Origin of the sequence: Streptomyces sp. NBC_00328, assembly GCF_036139655.1 — a bacterium.
Lineage (GTDB): Bacteria > Actinomycetota > Actinomycetes > Streptomycetales > Streptomycetaceae > Streptomyces.
Genome location: NZ_CP108013.1, coordinates 6515269 through 6532502 on the forward strand (window position 1 = coordinate 6515269; position 17234 = coordinate 6532502).

Sequence of the window (17234 nt, forward strand, 5' to 3'; positions counted from 1 at the left end):
TTCAACTCGGCCGGCCCACGGACGGCCCAGGGGTGACCCCTGGGCCGTCCGTGGCTGTACATCGGTGCTGTACTGGTACTTGAGGAAGGTGCATGTGACGAAGCCGGTCATATCGCTCGCCGGCGGCCTGCTGGCCGTCGGGATCACCGCAGCCGTGTGGTGGAACTGGTCCAGCGAGCCCTACGCCCTGGCCGACGCACCCGAGGTCGACGTGACGGTGCGCGCGGAGAGGTCCACATACCCCGACGTCCGGGAGACGGCCAAGGACGTCGACACTGTCGTACGGGTCTACGTCCAGCGGCTCAAGGACGGAGACGCAGAGGGAATCGCCGATCTCGCCGGGCCCGCTTACAAGCAGCCCGGGCCCACCGCAGCCAAGTACGTGCGCGAGTACGGCCGGGCAGCGGGCGGCCCCGTCGAAGTCACCGTACTGGAGGGAGTCGTCGGCTACTTCAACTCGGTGACGGTGGCGTACAAGGAAACCGGCCAGCGGCAGGAGCTGCTGCTGGTGAAGGACGACGGGCACTGGTGGATAGGCCTCGGCGACGGCGACCCTGCGGCGGGCATGTAGCCGCGTTCCGTTCGATTCCGGCAGGACGCAGAGCATCCGGCCCGGCGAAACGGGTCCCATCTCCCGCCTGTCCGGGGCCGGACAGGTCCCACCTCCCACCTCCCGCGCGTCCGGGACGGGCACGGCCTTCCTCTGCCCTGACGGGCGGCACGCCCCCGCCAGGGGCCTTCCACTACCTCGGTGCGGCCACCGGAGCGGCCGAGGTGTAGCCCTCGTCGGATCCGTCCGTGGCGCCTTCGGGGAACTCCGGCGGCGTGTAGTGCCGCAAGGGCTCCCCGTCCGGGTCCGGGCGTACGGCACCCAGCAGCGGGTTGGCCGCGATGGGGGACACCTTGATGCTCGCCCCCGGCCGCGGGGCCTGCACCACCATCCCCTCGCCGAGGTAGAGGGCGACGTGCGTGGCCTCGGGGAAGTAGATCACCAGATCACCGGGACGCAGCTTGTCCAGCGGGACTCTCGGAAGCTCGGCCCACTGCTCCTGGCTGGTGCGCGGGATGGACCGGCCGGCCCGCTCCCAGGCCTGTGACGTCAGCCCCGAGCAGTCAAAGGTCTTCGGCCCCTCCGCACCCCACTCGTACGGCTTCCCGATCTGCTCGACGGCGTAGCGCAACGCCTCCTCGCCCTCCCGCGTGGGCGGCCGCACGCTGCTGAGGGCGCCGGACGCCATGATCTTCTTCTGGGCCGTGTCCGTTCCCGACTTCTCCACCCGGTCCAGTTCGGCGATCTGTTTCGCGGTCAGGGAGGCGAGCAGCCGCTGCACGTCGTCGAGACGCTCGCGCACCTCGTCCCGCTCCTTCTGCCGGCGTGCGGCGAGGGAGAGCTGTGCGTCCAGCGCCTTGCGGGCCGAGCGCGCGAGCCCGTCGGCCCGCTTCTCGCGGCCCGTGACCCGCCGTACGGTCTGGGCCCGCTCCAGCGACAACTGCCGGATCAGGTGCCCCTGGTCGAGGGCGTGCTGCGGATCCCGGGCGAGCAGCAGCCGTACGTACGGGGAGATCCCGTCCCCGCTCTGGTACTGCTGCCGGGCCAGCCGTCCGGCGGCGACCCGGCTGTCCTCCAGCGACAGACGGGCCGTGGCGAGGCGGGCGTCGAGCCCGGCGACCTCCGCGCGCTGCTTCTTCAGTTTCTCCTCGGTCCCGTTGTACGTCTCGGTGGCGCGTTCGGCGTCCCGGTAGAGCCGCTGAAGATCCGTCAGCAACGAGGTGACGGACCGCTGGGCGTCGCTGCCGGAGGCCGGGCCGGGCTCGGGGGCGGCCGCCGCCGACGAGGAGGGGAGGAGCGCCCCGACCGCCACCGCCCCCGTACAGACCAGACGCAGAAGCCTTCCTGACATGCCGTCACCTCCGTTGCCGGGGCGGCCGGTCCGCCACCCGTTTCGCACCGGCAGGATCGGGCCGCCGCATCCCGGGCGCGCGCCGGGAGAGCGCTTCGGCGCAAGAAGGTCACTCGTCGGCGTTGCCGCCCGGCGTGGCGCCGCCGCCCCCGCCCTTGTGCGTGCCCGGGGACCAGGGCAGCTTGAACCGGCGCTCCGACGCGTCGCCCTCGGGGGCGTACTCGTACTTCCACCCCTGATGCAGACCGAGCCGCTTGCTGGTGGCCGCCTGGACGCGCCGGTAGACCAGGACGGTGGACTTGCCGCCGTCCGGGTCGGGCACCGGGATCCGGTACGTCTTCGGCGGGTGGCCGGTGATCCCGAGCAGGACCGGCAGGACGCGCCCGTCCAGCGGGCCGCCGACAAAGGGGGTGTCTTCGCTCTTCACCGGACCAGTGTCACAGCAGGTGGCCCGCATGCTCGACAACGGGCAGCACCCGCCGGACCAGCGCCCCCGCGATGCCGTCGGGGCGCTCCATCGCGAGCGCGGCCCGGACCACCGCGGCGGTCTGCGGATCGCTCCCGGCGCTCGCCGCGAGCGCCGCCGTGAACTGCTCGACGAGCCAGTCCCGCAGCTCGTCCAGCGGCGGTTCCTTGTCCTCGTCGAGCCAGATCAGCGAGGCGGCCTCCACGGCCGTGATCCACATCCGTACGGTCATCCGCAGCCGGGGCCCGGGATCCTTGACCGCCAGATGATCGAGAATGTGCTCCGCCGCGGCCCGGCGGACCCCGTCGACTATGGCCGTGGTCCGCGAGGTCTCGATGACGCTGCCGCCCTGGAGCAGAGCGCTGAATCCGGCGTCGTGCTGGTCCACGAACGCGAGGTACCGGTCGAGGGCCCGGGAGAGCCGCTCGGTCAGCGGCCCCTCCGGGGGCTCGGCGAAGCACTGCTCCAGCTCCTCGGCGGCGGACCGCAGGGCAGCCTCGTACAGCTGCTGCTTGCCGCCGGGGAAATACCGGTACACGAGCGGCCGCGACACCCCGGCCGCCTCCGCCACATCGTCCAGCGAGACCTCCTCGGGCACCCGCTGGGCGAACAGGGACAGCGCGGCTTCGAGCAACTGACTGCGCCGCTCCTCGACACTGAGCCGACGGTAAGCGGGGGTGGAAGCCTGCGAGGTCATGTCCGGCAGCGTAACCGCCCATCCGCACACCCTCGCGAACAGCGCGGAACAGCGGACACCGAGGCCGGTCCGGAGTCGTATCGGACGTCGGTGTTCCCGGGCCGAGCGTCGCCGTGAAGCCCCGGGCGACCCCGCAGCCGCCCGGGAGTCACTTCAGGCCAGCAGCCCCGACGACTTCCACAGCCGCCGTCCCGCCCCCCGCAGCACCCCGATGTCGTCCAGGAAGTCCGTCAGCTTCCTGGCCCCGGTCTGCATCACGTCCCGCCGGTGCCCACTGGCCTTCACCTGGGCCAGGGCCTCGCGCTTGTCGAGCCCGACGTTCGTGTAGACCTCGGGATTGACGAAGGCCACCGAGAACACGCGGGCGAACTCGCCCGAGGTGACCCGGGTGAACTCCTGCGACCACCGCGGCGCGGTGAGCATCTGCCGCCGCAACTCCTCCCGGGCGTACCGGACATGGCGCGCCTCCTCCACCACGTGGATCCGCGTGACACCCCGGACGAGGGTCTGCACCCGCTCGTCCGGGAACGTCAGCCGCTGCATCCAGTCGAGGATCTCCTCACCGAGCAGTGTCGCCGTGAAGGACCCCGGAGTGGTCGAGATGGTCTTGAACAGCCGTCCCAGATTCTGATGCGCCCGGCTCACCGGGTAGTACGGCGTGCCCCCGCGCGTGATCAGCCGCGCGAACATCTTCGAGTGCCGGCACTCGTCCTCGATCTCGGTCAGCGCGTACCGAACGTGCGCGCTCGTCGCCGCCTTGTCGTAGATGTGCCGCACCAGCAGCTGCATCAGAATGATCTCGAACCAGATGCCCAGCGAGGCCAGCGCGGCCGCCTCGTGCCGGGACAGCGCGATCCGCTGCTCCTCGCCCATCTTCCGCCACAGCGGGGTGTCGTACAGCGACACCAGCTCGGGCGGCCAGAACCACTTGCCCTCCTCGAAGGGCGCGTCCCAGTCGAGCTCCTTGTCGGGGTCGAAGGAGTGCTTCGCGGAGGAGTCGAGGAGGCGCTCGGCCACCTGCTCCCGGTCCTTGAGCAGACCGAGCGCGTCACGGAGCACATCGGCTTCGGGCACCGTCGTCATGGCTGTTCCCACCTCGTCGTACGGGATCTCTATGGGTTACCGGCGGTCACCACTTATGAGACTGCTTGTCAGCAAGCTCGTCAATCCCCTGTGCCGGACTTGTTGACGACGCGTCTACTCCGTGTGAGCCTGCGAAGTATGCCGACGCATGAGCTGTACGCCGCGGACTCGGGAGACCCCCACTGGCAGATACCGGCCTCGGGGGCGGCCCGCTTCAGCTGGGAGTACGACGACGGTCGTGACCGGCTGCTCGCCCTCTACCAGAAGGGCAAGGACAAGCAGTGGGACGGCCAGAAGCGCATCGACTGGGGCCTGGAGGTCGATCCCCTCGATCCGCTCGGCACCCCCGACGAGGCGATGACCCTGTACGGCACCCCGTACTGGACGAAGATGACCGACCGGGACAAGGGCGAACTGCGCAAGCACTACGCCTCCTGGCAGTTCAGCCAGTTCCTGCACGGCGAACAGGGTGCGATGGTCTGCGCGGCGCGCATCGTCGAATCGGTCCCCGACCTCGACGCCAAGTTCTACTCGGCCACCCAGACCATGGACGAGGCCCGGCACGCGGAGGTCTACTCCCGCTTCCTGCACGAGAAGATCGGGATGCTCTACCCGATCAACGACAACCTCCAGTCCCTCCTCGGCGACACCCTGCGTGACTCCCGTTGGGACATGCCCTACCTGGGCATGCAGGTCCTGATCGAGGGCCTGGCCCTGGCCGCCTTCGGGATGATCAGGGACACCACCGACAAGCCGCTGCCGAAACAGATCCTGTCCTACGTGATGCAGGACGAGGCGCGCCATGTCGCCTTCGGTCGCATGGCCCTGCGCGACTACTACCGGCAGCTCTCCGACGCCGAACTCCGCGAACGCGAGGAATTCGTGATCGAGGGCTGCTATCTGATGCGGGACAGGCTGCGCGGGGTCGAGGTCCTGGAGAACTTCGGCATCCCGAAGGCGGAGGCCGAGGAGTTCAGCGAGAACTCCGAATTCCTGCACCTCTTCCGCCAGTTGCTCTTCAGCCGCATCGTCCCGTGCGTCAAGGACATCGGCCTGTGGGGCGAACGCCTCCAGCGCGCCTACGTGGACATGGGCGTCTTCGACATGGGCAACTCCAACCTCGACCTCCTGATGGCCCAGGACGAGGAGATGGCCGAGCAGCTGGACGCGGAACGGTTCGCGGCCGAGGAGAGGGAACGCGTGGCGGAGGTCGGGAACACGATCGACGAGGGGCGCGGGAGCCCGTGATCACGGCCCCGCCGGCGGGAAGGAGGTCCGCAGGCTGAAGGCGTGCGGCGTGGGTCCGTGTTCGCGCAGGTGGAGGAGGCGGGACTCGGCTTCCGTGACCGTGGGACGGTGGCCGGCCGGAACCCACCACAGTGCGGTCACCGCCTCCTGCAGCCGTTCGAACCACTCACGGCGCCGTGCCATCAGCTCGCGGTGCCGGCCCTGGTACATGAACGCCGTCAGCGCGTTCGTGTCCCGCCAGGTGGACATGTTGATGATCGTCCACGCGTCGCCGAGAACGCGGAAGTCCGTGGCGTCACCGGAGTCGTCCTGCAGACGCCAGACGAATCCGTCCGCCGCGTCCGCGACGGCGTTCACGGGTTCGAGGGCTTCCACGAAACCTTTCAACTGGGGGGAATCCAAAGGGGCTTTGAGTCGCGCGACGTTGACCTGGGCGAGCTCGAACGAGGCTGTCGACGGAGTCATGGCCGAACGGTAGGTCGGCCGGGAGGAACGGCACAGCCCCCGTCTCACGGACTGGGCGACCCGAACCGGAACCGGAGCGAGACCGGTCGAACCCAGGGCGAGGCAGACCAGGTGCGGGCCGCGACAGACCAGAACCTGGCCGCGCGGCGAAGCGCTCCCGAGTGGGAGTCCCTTCAAGAGCCCAGCACCGCTTCCATCACGGCCCGGGCGATCGGCCCCGCGAACCCGCCCCCGGTGATGTCCCCCCGGTCCGCGGCGGCGTCCTCGACGACGACCGCGACGGCCACAGCGGGCTCCATGGAGCCGTCGGCGCGGGCCCAGGAGATGAACCAGGCGTACGGGGTACCGGAGTTGCCGATGCCGTGCTGGGCGGTGCCGGTCTTTCCGCCGACGGTGGCGCCGGGAATGGCGGCCACGGTCCCGGTGCCCTTCTGCACCACGTCGGTCATCAGCTCACGCATGCGCTGCGCGGTCGACGCTCTCATCGCCTGGTGAAGGACGCGCGGACCGGTCGTGCTGAGCGTCGCGCCTCTGTGCGTGGTCGTCCGCTCCACCAGGTAGGGCGTTCTGACCGAACCGTCGCCCGCGACGGCCGACGCGATCATCGCCATCTGCAACGGAGTCGCCCGGGTGTCGAACTGGCCGATGGAGGAGAGCCCCAACTGCGCCCTGTCGAGCCGCAGATCGAAGTTGCTGGGCGCCACCGAGAAGGGGATGCGCAGCTTGCGGTCGTTGAAGCCGAAGTTCGCCGCCGTCCTCGTCATGTCGTCGAGCCCGATGTCCACGCCCAGCTTCGCGAAGACCGTGTTGCAGGACCAGGTGAAGGCGTACCGCAGGGAGGCGTCCTCACAGCCCTCGATCTCGTTCGTGAGCCTCGTCGTGGTGCCGGGAAGACGGTAGGGGTTCGGTGACCTGGTGGGCGCGTCGACGTCGTCCACGACACCCGAGTCCAGCGCCGCGGCGGCGGTCAGCACCTTGAACGTCGACCCCGGCGGATACGTCTGCCGGATCGCCCGGTTGAGCATCGGCTTGTCGGCCCGGCCGTTCAGTCCGGCCCACGCCCCGGTGACGTCCGGCCCCGTCCCGGACAGCCGCGCGGGATCGTACGACGGCGTGGAGACCAGGGCCAGGATCCGCCCGGTCGACGGTTCGATCGCGGCGACCGCGCCCCGGCGGCCGCCGAGCCCCTCGTAGGCGGCCCGCTGCGCGGCCGGGTTGAGGGTGGTGACGACCCTGCCGCCGGAGCCGCGGGCCCGGGTGAGGCCGCTGAACAGGGGGAACGGGGTCAGCATCGGGTCGGTGCCGGACAGGATGCCGTCCTCGGTGCCCTCCAGCAGCGTGGTCCCGTAGAGCTGCGAGGCGAAGCCGGTGACGGCGGCGTACAACGGCCCGTCCAGGTAGGTCCGTTCGTAGCGGAACTGCTCGCCGGTGTCCCTGGAGCCGGTGACCGTACGGCCGTCGACGACGATGTCCCCGCGCGGCTGGCCGTAACGGGCGATCGCCGGACGGCGGTTGGCGGGATTACGGTCGTACGACGGGGCCTCGACGACCTGGACGCGGGCGGCGTTGACCAGAAGGGCCACGAGCAGCACGGCGCACAGTCCGATCGCCCGGCGGATGTACTTGGTCATGGTGCCGGTGTCCCGTCGTACTGACCGCGGGCGCAGTCGCTGATCCGGATCAGCAGGGCCACGATGATCCAGTTGGTGACGACGGAGGAGCCGCCCTGGGCGAGGAACGGCATCGCCATGCCCGTCAGCGGGATCAGGCCGGTCACGCCTCCCGCGATGACGAAGACCTGGAGCGCCACGATCGAGGCGAGTCCGATCGCGAGCAGCCGGCCGAAGGGGTCGCGCAGAGCGAGGCCCGCGCGGTAGCCGCGTTCGACGAGGAGGGCGTAGAGGAGGAAGACCGCGGAGAGGCCGGTCAGACCGAGTTCCTCGCCCGCGGTGGCCAGAATGAAGTCGGACTTGGCGGCGAAGCCGATGAGGACCGAATGGCCGAGCCCCAGGCCGGTGCCGAGCATGCCGCCGGCGGCGAACGCGAAGAGGGACTGGGCGAGTTGATTGGGTCCCTGGCCCGCGGCGATCGAGGCGAAGGGGTCCAGCCAGTCCTCGACCCGGCTGTGGACATGCGGTTCGAGGCGGCCGACGGCGAGGGCGCCGACGCAGGCCAGCAGCAGCCCGACCGCGATCCATCCGGTGCGGCCGGTGGCGACGTAGAGCAGGATCACGAACAGGCCGAAGAAGAGCAGCGAGGTTCCGAGGTCCCGCTCCAGGACCAGGACCAGGACGCTGAGCAGCCAGATCGCCACGATCGGGCCGAGCACGCGGCCGGTGGGCAGCTGGAGCCGCCGGAACCGCCAGATCTGGCGGCCGCTGTAGGCGAGCGCGTTGCGGTTGGCGGCGAGGTAGCCGGCGAAGAAGACGGCGAGCAGGACCTTCGCGAACTCGCCCGGCTGGATGGAGAATCCGGCGATCCGGATCCAGATGCGGGCGCCGTTCACCGCCGGGAAGAAGATCGGCAGGACGAGCAGGGCGAGGGCGCCGACCACCGAGACGTAGGTGTAGCGCTGGAGGACACGGTGGTCGCGCAGACAGAGCACGACGACGATGAAGAACGCGACGCCGAGCGTGGACCAGACGAGCTGGATGGGAGCCGCCTGGTCGGCCGGTGTCTCCAGGTCGAGCCGGTAGATCAGCACCAGGCCCAGGCCGTTGAGGAGGACGGCGATGGGCAGCAGCAGCGGATCGGCGTAGGGGGCCCGCAGGCGCACGGCGACATGGGCGAGGAGCGCGAGCACGCCGAGCCCGGCGCCATAACCGGCGGCGCCGGGCGGAACGGTGCCGTGCTTGGCGAGACCGACGGCGCAGTAGCCGTACACGCAGAGCAGGACGGCGACGACGATGAGGGACAGCTCGATGCCACGGCGCCTGGGCAGGCGTTCGGCGGGAGGAGCCGGGTCAGCCGCCACGGCCGTTCCGGATGTTCCGGACATTCCGGGCTGGATCATGTCCGGAACGTAGCAAGCGGGCGACCCGATGTCCCGTTACCCGATGTCCCGTCATGCGATGACGAACCGAGTCCCGTCATGTGATGACGAACCGAGGGCCCGGTTCGCCGTCGCCCCGGGCGTCAGCACCAGCGGGGGGCCGGACCGATGTTGTCGATGTAGCGAGCGGCGCCCCAGGCCCAGGTGCCGTCGGTGAGGAGGTACCAGTTCGGGTTGCCGTCGACGGTCTCGCCCGGGGTCTTGCAGAAGATGGAGACGATCTCCCCCTGCCGCGCGACCCGGATCAGCTGGCTGCCGCGTGTCGGGGAGCTGCGCAGGGCCAGCCCGCCACGAGCGGTGACCCGGCCCTGGTACAGCCGCGGGTTGTTCTGGCCGTTTCCGTTGCCATGCCCGTTGCCGTTCGCCGGTTCGCGGCCGTCACCGCCGCCTCCGCCCCCGCCTCCGCCTCCGCCTCCGCCGTTGTTCCAGTTCTGGTTGCCGCCCCCGCCTCCGCCCCCGCCGCCGTTGTCCCAGCTGTTGCCGCCACCGCCGCCGTTGTCCCAGTTCTGATTGCCCCCGCCGTCACCGCCCCCGCCGTCACCGTTGTTCCACGACTGGCCGCCCCCGTCGCCGCCGGCGCCCTGCTCGCGGCCGTCACCGCCTCCGCCGCCACCGTCGCTCCACTGGTGGCCGCCGGCGCCGTTGCTCCACTGCTGATGGTCACCGCTTCCGGAGCCGCCGTCGCCGTCGGCGAGGGCGGGGGTGGCACCGGCGAGGGCGACGAGACTGCCGGTGGCGAGGGCCATACCGATTCGGGTGTATTGGGACCGCAGGGACATGGAGGGCTCCTCCAGGAAGGGGGTGAAGCTGACTTATCGCCACATTAGGATCGGGAGCCCGGGAGCGCAGTTCACACTCCGCCATCGGGGACGCCCGGCTCCCGCCGCCCCGCCCGTCCTGAGGGGGCGTCAGTGTCGCCGGCGCACCGCCGTCCGGGGCGTTGGCGAACTCCAGACGCGCACCCAGGACCTCCGCCTGGCCGAGCGCGATCGTCAGGCCCAGCCCGTGGCCCTAGGCCGTGTTTTGGAAGTTGGATCGGTCCTCGCTTCACGCTGTGATGATCGCAGGGTGGGGCGAGGAGATCTTTCTGACGAGCAGTGGGCGGTGTTGGAACCGTTGTTGCCGATCACGGCTCTGGGACGACCGATGGTGGGTCGACGGAGACTGATCGACGGGGTCCGCTGGAGGGTACGGACTGGAGCTCCGTGGCGGGACCTGCCGCGGGAATACGGGCCGTGGCAGACGGTCTACGGATTCTTCCGGCGCTGGCAACGTGACGGAACCTGGGCGGCGCTGTTGACGAGGTTGCAGAGCCGTGCCGATGCGGCGGGGCTGATCATCTGGGAGGTCAACGTCGACTCCACGATCTGCCGGGCCCATCAGCACGCGGCGGGCGCCCGCCGCAACGGCAATGCTCAAAACGAATCGCCGGGAGGGTCACGCACGGAACCCCACGACCATGGTCTGGGCCGATCTCGTGGCGGTTGGACCACCAAGATTCATATTGCATGCGAGCAGGGACAACGGCCTCTGTCTGTGCTGGTCACCGCCGGGCAGCGAGGTGACAGTCCGCAGTTCAAGGCTGTTCTGGAGGGCATACGGATTCCTCGCCCCGGGCCAGGCCGGCCTCGAGTTCGTCCACTGCGGGTGCGGGGCGACAGGGCTTATTCGTCTCGCGCCAACCGGGCCTATCTTCGCAAGCGTGGTATCCGCTGCACGATTCCGGAGCGTGCTGACCAGGTCGGTCACCGCAAGCGGCGTGGCTCGGCCGGCGGGCGGCCTCCGGTCTTCGACCGGGAGGACTACAAGGCCCGGCACGCGGTCGAGTGCGGGATCAACCGGCTCAAGCGCAACAGGGCAGTGGCCACGCGGTTCGACAAGCTCTCGGTCCGCTTCGAGGCCACTGTGCTGATCGCAACGATCGGCGAATGGCTGTGACAAGGCCGGGGTGTCGGTACCGCATGCCATGCTGACGGCCGACAAGTTGAGCAGCGTGACGGGAGGGGATTGCCGATGGGGGCTCGCTTCTACGGCGCTGACAGCGAGAACGGTGACCGTATCGACGACCCGTCCGAGGATGCGCTGTTCATGATGATCAGCGACCTCAACGACACCGACAACACCTTCATCGTCGTCCAGCCCGACGCAGAAGACTCCGTCTGGTTCGCCTCAGTGGCCGTCCTCGACGAAGGAGGCTACGAAGTCGTCCTCCGTGATGCCAGTCGCCGCGAGCATGAGGTCACCACGTCGACCAGGATCGGCGACATTGCCCGCGACCTGACCTTCTGGTTGGCCATCCGCTCTCATCCCGGACGGCCAACCCCACCAATCTTCGACTTCTAAAACACGCCCTAGGCGCCGCCCTCGGTACGGAAGCGTTGCGGGCCGTGCTCCACGAGGTGGCCGGGGTAACCGTCCCCGTGGTCCCGGACGGTGACGACCGGGCCGTCCAGGGCCGGCACCACTGGCCTCCTGCCGTGCTTGGGGGCGTTCGCCACCAGATTCCCGGGCACCCTTCCAGCCGCCGCCGGTCGGTTTCCACGCGTACGCCCCGCACCACCCGGACCGCGGTGTCGGTCCCCGACCGGTCCCCCGGGTCCCTCCGGTATGCCCCGTTCCTCGGGGCAGGGGCAGGGGCAGGGGCCGGTGCCCTCGCGCGAGGCGGCTGGGGATCACCGCGCTCCCGTGTCCGGGCCGCCCCGTCCGCGGGAGCTGCCGCGCCGCTACCGCACGAGACCGGCGAAGAAGTAGAGGTCGTCCCGGGGGTGACAGCCGAGGACGGGCACGCCCCGGGAGACCGGGCACGACACAGGACGACCGGCCACCCCGTACCCCTTATTCACACAGAAATCCCTTTCGTTCGCACCGCATGGATGATCACGACCCCGAGATTTCTCTCCTCGCTGCGGGAGCGCCTGCCCCTGGCGGCTACTCCGCGAGCTCCTCGAGAAGACGTGCCGTGGGGAGCCCGGCCCGCAGGTACTCCACGAACAGCTCGTTGTGCAGCGCCCAGGGCGAGCGCCGGGCCCGGATCAGCCGTATCGCGTCGTCGGCGGTGTACCCCGCCAGGACGAGCGCGTGCGCGACGACCAGCCCCGAGCGGTTGTACCCGTGATGGCAGCGGACGAGCACCCGGCGCCCGTCCTCCAGCGCGTCGTCGGCGGCCCGCGCGAGCCGCATGACCCCGGTGAGCTGCGTACCGTCCAGCGGCCCGTCCGGTATCGGCCACACGTGATGCTCGACCCCAGGGTCGGGCCCGTGCCCCGGCTGCCGCAGCAGCGTCAGCACCAGGTCGAACTCGTCGTTCACGACGACGGATTGCGGCTGTCCCGAACGTCCCGTGAACTCGTGGCCGCCCATCCACAGGCCGGGCACGATCTCATTCCACGGGCTGTCCGGGGCCGGAACATCCGGATACCTTCTGCGAGTTCGCAACGGCGCCTCCCACCCAACTGCCCCAACTCCTGCCAAAGGTAACCGGGTTCTTGCCCCTGGAGCACCCCGCCTGTTCCCATGGTCATGGGGTGATGGGCATGAACGGACTGCGCGTCGTACCGGCCCGGCGCCACGGACAGGAGCGTCTGTACGTGTGCCTGACCGACGGGAGGAGCGTCGCCTGGTACGACCGTGACACGGCCAGGGTCAATCTGCTCAGCGAGGACCGGCGCGAGGACGTGCTCGGCGTTCTGCGCCCGTTCCTGACCGGCCCGGTGACGGTCGGACCACCGCCCGTGCCGACCTCGGCCGAGCTGGCCCGCCTGACCCTCCACCCGGACGACGACCTCGCGCCCAACCGGCCGGGCGAGGCCCTGCTGATCGACCTCGACCGGGACCCCGGCCCGGCGCACCGGCTGCGCCCCGATCCGCGCCGCCGCGCGCTCGCCGCCGAGCAGACCGTCGGCGCGGCCCTCGACCGGCTGGAGGGAGGGGGCCTGCATGTCCTGCACTCGGTCCCGCTCCCGGGCGGCGACCGCATCCATCACCTGCTGATCGGCCCCGCCGGCCTTTTCTCCTTACACGCCCTGCACGCCCACAAGCAGCGCGTCCTGATCGCCGACCCGGTGGTCACCGTAGGCCGCCGCGCATCACGTCCGCTGCTCCGCCGGATCCGTTCGGACGCCGACCGCGCGTCCCATGCCCTGACCGCCGAGGTCCACGCCGTCCTCGCCGTGGTCGGCCCCGCGCGCCTGGACACGCCTACGCCTCCGCGCGAGGTCCGTGTCCTGCGGGACACCGACATCGCGGACCTCGGGCGGCTCGGCGGGGTGCTCAAACCGGCGGACGTGGAGGCCCTGCACGCGATGGCCCGGGACCGGCATACGTGGCTACGGGTGTGAGGCGGGGCCGGCGTTCATGGCAGCCGCCCGGCGCGATCCGGGTCGAACAGCGGGGCCAGGAGATCGCCGAACTCCCGCACGCGGGGCGGGATGTCCGTTGCCTGGAAGGCGAGTTGAGCCGGCGACCCGCATCCCTCGACCTCGTCCCAGGTCACGGGTGCGGACACCATTGGCTCCGCCCGGGCCCGTAGCGTGTACGGAGTGGCGGTCGTCTTGCGGCCGGCGTTCTGACTCCAGTCGACGAACACCTTTCCCGGGCGCAGGTTCCGTGTCATCCGGTGCACGACCCGCCGGGGCAGCGCCTTCTCCGCCTCCACGGCCAGCTCCTTCGCGTACGCGCTGACGTCGGCGGACGGCGTCGGCGCGACGGAGGCCAGCAGATGGAGCCCCTTCGACCCGGACGACTTCGCGTACGCCTCGATCCCGTCGGCGGCCAGCCGCTCGCGCAGCCACAACGCCACCTCGCAGCACTCCACGACCGTGGCGGGCGCGCCCGGATCGAGGTCGAAGACGATCCGGGCGGCGATCCCGGGCGTGCCGATCGTCCACTGCGGCGTGTGGAACTCCGTCACGAGGTTCGCCGCCCACATGAGCGAGGCCAGATTCTGGACGAGGACCATGCGCGCGGGTCCCTCCGTGCGTGGCACCTCGGCCGTGGTGACCCAGGCGGGTGTACCCGGCGGAACGTTCTTGGTGAAGAAGACCTGCCCGTCGGGCCCGTCGGGATAGCGCAGGAAGGAGACCGGCCGGTCCCGCAGATGGGGGAGGAGCGCCTCCGCCACCGTGGCGTAGTAGTGCAGTACCTCGCCCTTGGTGAATCCGGTGGCCGGGTGGAGGACCTTGTCGAGATTGGTGAGCGCGAGCCTCCTGCCCTCCACCTCCGTGATCGGCGTCATACGATGACAATCCCACGAAACCGGCACGAACCTTGCTCAAAGTGATCTGAAGGGTGCTGAACGTGCGATCCATCTGGAACGGCGCCATTTCCTTCGGCCTGGTGAGCATCCCCATCAAGGTCATGAACGCCACCGAGAGCCACGCGATCTCCTTCCGCCAGATCCACCTCGACGACGGCGGCCGCATCCGCTACCGCAAGGTCTGCGAGCTGGAGGACAGCGAGGTCCCGACCGCGGAGATCGGCAAGGCCTACGAGGACGTGGACGGAACCCTGATCCCGATCACGGACGAGGACCTGGCCTCGCTGCCCATCCCGACCACCCGGACGATCGAGATCGTGGCCTTCGTCCCGGCGGACCGCATCGACCCGCTCCAGATGGACACGGCGTACTACCTGGCCGCGAACGGCGTCCCCGCCGCCAAGCCGTACATCCTGCTGCGGGAGGCCCTCAAACGCAGCCAGAAGGTCGCCGTGGCGAAGTTCGCGCTGCGCGGGCGGGAGCGGCTGGGCATGCTGCGCGTCGTCGACGACGTCATCGCCATGCACGGCCTGCTCTGGCCGGACGAGATCCGCGCCACCGGCGAGGTCGCCCCGGACACGGCCATCACGGTCCGCGACAAGGAACTCGACATGGCCGACGCCCTGATGGACACCCTCGGCGAGGTCGACCTGGAAGACCTGCACGACGACTACCGCGAGGCCGTGGAGGAACTCGTCACCGCCAAGGCCGAGGGCCACGAAGCGCCGGCCGCTCCGTCGGGGGAGGAGGCCGGCGGCAAGGTGCTCGACCTGATGGCGGCCCTGGAGAAGAGCGTGCGCGCCGCCAAGGAATCGAGGGGCGACGAGTCCGAGAAGGCCACCGGGACCGGTGAGGACGCCGAGGTCACCGAGCTGCCGAGCGGCAAGACACGGGCCCGAGAGTCGGCCCGTACGGCTCCCAAGGAGGTCGGCGGAAAGAAGTCGACGTCGACCGCGAAGAAGACAGCGGCGAAGAAGACCACACCGAGAAAGTCGACGACGAAGTCGACGGCGGGAAAGAAGTCCACGACGGGAAGACAGACGACGGAGGGCGGGCGGACGGAAAGCCGGACGACGAAGGCGAAGTCGGCCGCCGGGACGGCCGCGAAACAGTCCGCCGACACAGCCTCCTCCTCCTCCTCCGCCTCCTCCTCTTCCCGGACAGCGGCCAAGAAGACCGCCACGAAGAAGACGCCCGCGAGGAAGTCGACCCCGCGCAAACGGGCGTCGGCGTGAGGACGGGCGGACCTGTCACCACGTTCGGAGGGGCCCCCACCACGTTCGGAGGGCCTCGAAGCCGATCCCTACCACCCCACCAGATAGATGTACGAGCACGCCGCACACGAGCAGAAGCGAGGCGACCTGGGCGATCGCCCAGGAAGGCGGTAGCCGAGCGTCCGGTGATGACGGACTTCCCGCAGCCGGGGGAAGAGCTCGTTCGGGTGCTCCAAGTCTCCTGCAGGACGAGGACCACGCGTCGAGGCGGAACCCATGACGAGGGCAGGGCACCCGCCGCGGGGCCGGAGCGAACGGACCTCGTTCATGTCCGAGACAGGCGCCCGGCCGCGCGGAACCACCTGGGACCGGGCGAACTGAGTCAGCCCCCCCGATTGAAGGCTGACCGGCGAATGCCCGATCCCCTCAGCCGCCGATCCCGCCGATCCCGCCGAGATCCAGCAGCCGGCCCTTGGCCGGCGGATCCACGCTCAGTGGCTTGTCGAAGCCGCTGAAGGTGGTCGTGGTGCGGAAGTCGGGTCCCCTGTAGGTGACTTTGAGCAGGTAGGGCTTGCCCTCGGCGGCGACGTGAAACGTGTAGGTGCCGCCTTCGACCTTCGCGTCGGTCACCACCAGCGCGATGGCCCGGCGACCGTCGACCGTGGTCGGATCGCTCTTCTTCGCCTTGCCGAACGCGGTGAAGGACCAGGTGCAGTCCGAAAGCCCGTCGCCGCGCACCGACTCGCTGGACGGCTTCTTGATCCAGAGCTTCTGTTCGGCCGCGCTTGGCGTGTCCTGCCCCGACCACGCATCGAGGTAGGCGCGGTTCAGCCGGACGTAGTCCGTCTTCCCGATCCGGATCTGTTCGAGCACGGCGCCTGATTCCCGGGACGACTTGTACGTGCACGTGTTCTTGAGGTCGGTCGTCAGACGGCTGGTCATGCGTTCCCCGTCGGTGGGGAGTGTCTCCGTGTCCCCGTCGATGGTCACTGACGTGAGTGACCTCATGGTTCTGTACGCGTCGTCGAGCAACTGCTCGGCGGAGCGCTCGTCGGTCGCGGCGCCGCCTGAGCTGCCGGTCGCGGTAGCGCCCAACGCCATGCAGACCGCCGCGGCTGTGACCACGGTCGACATCTTTCCCACAGTGCCCCCAAGGTCATGTGCATGATCGGAGCGGCGAGCCTACTTGATCACTGAAACCCTGCTCTGCGGAGCGAACCTGCCGATCGCATTCACGATGATCTCCGCCGCTGCCGGAACGATGGATCACGCGGTGGCCACCCTGGACCTGGGCGCGGCCACTCGCCGATGCCGCTGAACCAGCCACGGCCCGCGCGGTGCTGGACTCACTGAAACTCACGCTCGACGGCACGGCCGCGGCGGCCGAGACCGCGCGGCGAAACGGCGGACTCTCGTCAACGCGGCCAACTACGCGGTCGACTGGGGGAACTGCGCGAAATCCGATCACGGCTCTCCGCCGGCGGAAACGGAAGGTCTCCAACCAGGTCGGCCCTCGCGTTGTCGACAACCTGAGCAGGCTCGCAATCGTGGAGGTCCTGCTGACCCGCTACGCGAAGTGAGTGTCTCGACGGGCGGCAGGACGTCGTCGACCGGCGTATCGAGGACCTGCCTCGCGAGCACGAGGGACTGAGGGCGCGATCCTGCGGTCACCACTTCCGTACCCACCGGCTTCCCATTCGCCTTCGGCCTGTGCCACCGCCGCTGGTGCGCCGTCGACGTGCCGACCGCGCATGCCGGCTGGGGCGGTCGATACCTGCCTGCCGGTCGTGCCTTTGCCGCGAACGACAGGTTGCGAGCTCGCGGAAAACTGGCCATGGTCGCTGAAGGTGATCA

Annotated in this window: 17 protein-coding genes and 1 pseudogene; 6 read left to right on the forward strand and 12 right to left on the reverse strand. The window is 69.9% G+C overall.

The features are described 5' to 3' along the window. Nucleotides 1-94: 94 nt before the first annotated feature. Entirely contained in the window at nucleotides 95-571 is a 477-nt protein-coding gene (locus tag OG485_RS28705; RefSeq protein ID WP_328671387.1) for a hypothetical protein, read from the forward strand. A gap of 172 nt (nucleotides 572-743) precedes the next feature. On the opposite strand, the gene OG485_RS28710 is transcribed toward OG485_RS28705, so the two are convergent. The 4 genes from OG485_RS28710 to OG485_RS28725 all read right to left on the reverse strand — a co-directional run bounded on the left by OG485_RS28710 (nucleotide 744) and on the right by OG485_RS28725 (nucleotide 4147). Next, a complete protein-coding gene (locus tag OG485_RS28710; protein ID WP_328671388.1) occupies nucleotides 744-1901 on the reverse strand; it encodes a C40 family peptidase in 1158 nt (385 codons plus the stop codon). 109 nt (nucleotides 1902-2010) lie between these two features. Continuing rightward, nucleotides 2011-2328: a hypothetical protein gene (locus OG485_RS28715; RefSeq protein WP_392962956.1), complete on the reverse strand. Its 318-nt coding sequence runs from the start codon at nucleotides 2326-2328 to the stop codon at nucleotides 2011-2013. Between the two features lie 10 nt (nucleotides 2329-2338). Continuing rightward, complete coding sequence (locus tag OG485_RS28720) at nucleotides 2339-3064, reverse strand: TetR/AcrR family transcriptional regulator (RefSeq protein WP_328671390.1); 726 nt, start codon at nucleotides 3062-3064, stop codon at nucleotides 2339-2341. A gap of 153 nt (nucleotides 3065-3217) precedes the next feature. Then, nucleotides 3218-4147, reverse strand: a complete 930-nt coding sequence (locus OG485_RS28725) for an AurF N-oxygenase family protein (RefSeq protein WP_326785535.1) — start codon at nucleotides 4145-4147, stop codon at nucleotides 3218-3220. 138 nt (nucleotides 4148-4285) lie between these two features. Here OG485_RS28725 and OG485_RS28730 point away from each other — a divergent pair, with 138 nt between their 5' ends. Continuing rightward, the gene (locus OG485_RS28730) at nucleotides 4286-5395 is read left to right on the forward strand and encodes a ferritin-like domain-containing protein (RefSeq protein ID WP_328671391.1); all 1110 of its coding nucleotides are present in this window, start codon (nucleotides 4286-4288) and stop codon (nucleotides 5393-5395) included. Here the strand turns inward: OG485_RS28730 and OG485_RS28735 are convergent, their stop codons facing one another. The 5 genes and pseudogenes from OG485_RS28735 to OG485_RS28755 all read right to left on the reverse strand — a co-directional run. Next, the gene (locus OG485_RS28735) at nucleotides 5396-5860 is read right to left on the reverse strand and encodes a DUF3291 domain-containing protein (RefSeq protein WP_328671392.1); all 465 of its coding nucleotides are present in this window, start codon (nucleotides 5858-5860) and stop codon (nucleotides 5396-5398) included. A gap of 173 nt (nucleotides 5861-6033) precedes the next feature. Continuing rightward, nucleotides 6034-7491 (reverse strand): penicillin-binding transpeptidase domain-containing protein, encoded by a 1458-nt coding sequence (locus OG485_RS28740; protein WP_328671393.1) that lies wholly within the window; start codon nucleotides 7489-7491, stop codon nucleotides 6034-6036. Then, on the reverse strand, nucleotides 7488-8873 hold the full coding sequence (locus tag OG485_RS28745) for an FtsW/RodA/SpoVE family cell cycle protein (protein ID WP_443048776.1): 1386 nt from the start codon (nucleotides 8871-8873) through the stop codon (nucleotides 7488-7490). Before OG485_RS28745 ends, OG485_RS28740 begins: the two co-directional genes overlap by 4 nt. Nucleotides 8874-8995: 122 nt before the next feature. Further along, nucleotides 8996-9691: an SH3 domain-containing protein gene (locus tag OG485_RS28750; protein ID WP_328671394.1), complete on the reverse strand. Its 696-nt coding sequence runs from the start codon at nucleotides 9689-9691 to the stop codon at nucleotides 8996-8998. Further along, a pseudogene (locus OG485_RS28755) lies at nucleotides 9573-9923 on the reverse strand (hypothetical protein); the annotation flags it as partial. The pseudogene OG485_RS28755 and the gene OG485_RS28750, both read right to left, overlap by 119 nt. A 57-nt stretch (nucleotides 9924-9980) precedes the next feature. Between OG485_RS28755 and OG485_RS28760 the strand changes: the two are divergent. After that, nucleotides 9981-10850 (forward strand): IS5 family transposase, encoded by an 870-nt coding sequence (locus tag OG485_RS28760; RefSeq protein WP_328671395.1) that lies wholly within the window; start codon nucleotides 9981-9983, stop codon nucleotides 10848-10850. Between the two features lie 75 nt (nucleotides 10851-10925). Further along, on the forward strand, nucleotides 10926-11255 hold the full coding sequence (locus OG485_RS28765) for a hypothetical protein (RefSeq protein ID WP_328671396.1): 330 nt from the start codon (nucleotides 10926-10928) through the stop codon (nucleotides 11253-11255). Between the two features lie 585 nt (nucleotides 11256-11840). On the opposite strand, the gene OG485_RS28775 is transcribed toward OG485_RS28765, so the two are convergent. Further along, nucleotides 11841-12347, reverse strand: a complete 507-nt coding sequence (locus OG485_RS28775; RefSeq protein WP_328671398.1) for a protein-tyrosine phosphatase family protein — start codon at nucleotides 12345-12347, stop codon at nucleotides 11841-11843. Nucleotides 12348-12445: 98 nt separating this feature from the next. Here OG485_RS28775 and OG485_RS28780 point away from each other — a divergent pair, with 98 nt between their 5' ends. Next, a complete protein-coding gene (locus OG485_RS28780; RefSeq protein ID WP_328671399.1) occupies nucleotides 12446-13249 on the forward strand; it encodes a nuclease-related domain-containing protein in 804 nt (267 codons plus the stop codon). Nucleotides 13250-13263: 14 nt separating this feature from the next. Here OG485_RS28780 and ligD read toward each other — a convergent pair whose 3' ends face one another. Beyond that, complete coding sequence (ligD, locus tag OG485_RS28785; protein WP_328671401.1) at nucleotides 13264-14145, reverse strand: non-homologous end-joining DNA ligase; 882 nt, start codon at nucleotides 14143-14145, stop codon at nucleotides 13264-13266. A 62-nt stretch (nucleotides 14146-14207) separates the two neighbouring features. On the opposite strand from ligD, the gene ku reads away from it, so the two are divergent. Beyond that, the gene (gene ku / locus OG485_RS28790; RefSeq protein WP_443048777.1) at nucleotides 14208-15401 is read left to right on the forward strand and encodes a non-homologous end joining protein Ku; all 1194 of its coding nucleotides are present in this window, start codon (nucleotides 14208-14210) and stop codon (nucleotides 15399-15401) included. A gap of 405 nt (nucleotides 15402-15806) precedes the next feature. Here ku and OG485_RS28795 read toward each other — a convergent pair whose 3' ends face one another. Beyond that, entirely contained in the window at nucleotides 15807-16514 is a 708-nt protein-coding gene (locus OG485_RS28795) for a hypothetical protein (RefSeq protein ID WP_328671403.1), read from the reverse strand. Nucleotides 16515-17234: the final 720 nt, after the last annotated feature.

Excerpts from the sequence above, each read along its gene's own strand:
- ligD (WP_328671401.1), bottom strand. The coding sequence starts at position 14,145 with ATGACGCCGATCACGGAGGTGGAGGGCAGGAGGCTCGCGCTCACCAAT.
- OG485_RS28710 (WP_328671388.1), bottom strand. The coding sequence starts at position 1,901 with ATGTCAGGAAGGCTTCTGCGTCTGGTCTGTACGGGGGCGGTGGCGGTC.
- OG485_RS28795 (WP_328671403.1), bottom strand. The coding sequence starts at position 16,514 with ATGTCGACCGTGGTCACAGCCGCGGCGGTCTGCATGGCGTTGGGCGCT.
- OG485_RS28720 (WP_328671390.1), bottom strand. The coding sequence starts at position 3,064 with ATGACCTCGCAGGCTTCCACCCCCGCTTACCGTCGGCTCAGTGTCGAG.
- OG485_RS28750 (WP_328671394.1), bottom strand. The coding sequence starts at position 9,691 with ATGTCCCTGCGGTCCCAATACACCCGAATCGGTATGGCCCTCGCCACC.
- OG485_RS28735 (WP_328671392.1), bottom strand. The coding sequence starts at position 5,860 with ATGACTCCGTCGACAGCCTCGTTCGAGCTCGCCCAGGTCAACGTCGCG.
- OG485_RS28730 (WP_328671391.1), top strand. The coding sequence starts at position 4,286 with ATGCCGACGCATGAGCTGTACGCCGCGGACTCGGGAGACCCCCACTGG.
- OG485_RS28780 (WP_328671399.1), top strand. The coding sequence starts at position 12,446 with ATGAACGGACTGCGCGTCGTACCGGCCCGGCGCCACGGACAGGAGCGT.
- OG485_RS28740 (WP_328671393.1), bottom strand. The coding sequence starts at position 7,491 with ATGACCAAGTACATCCGCCGGGCGATCGGACTGTGCGCCGTGCTGCTC.
- OG485_RS28745 (WP_443048776.1), bottom strand. The coding sequence starts at position 8,873 with ATGATCCAGCCCGGAATGTCCGGAACATCCGGAACGGCCGTGGCGGCT.
- OG485_RS28725 (WP_326785535.1), bottom strand. The coding sequence starts at position 4,147 with ATGACGACGGTGCCCGAAGCCGATGTGCTCCGTGACGCGCTCGGTCTG.
- OG485_RS28765 (WP_328671396.1), top strand. The coding sequence starts at position 10,926 with ATGGGGGCTCGCTTCTACGGCGCTGACAGCGAGAACGGTGACCGTATC.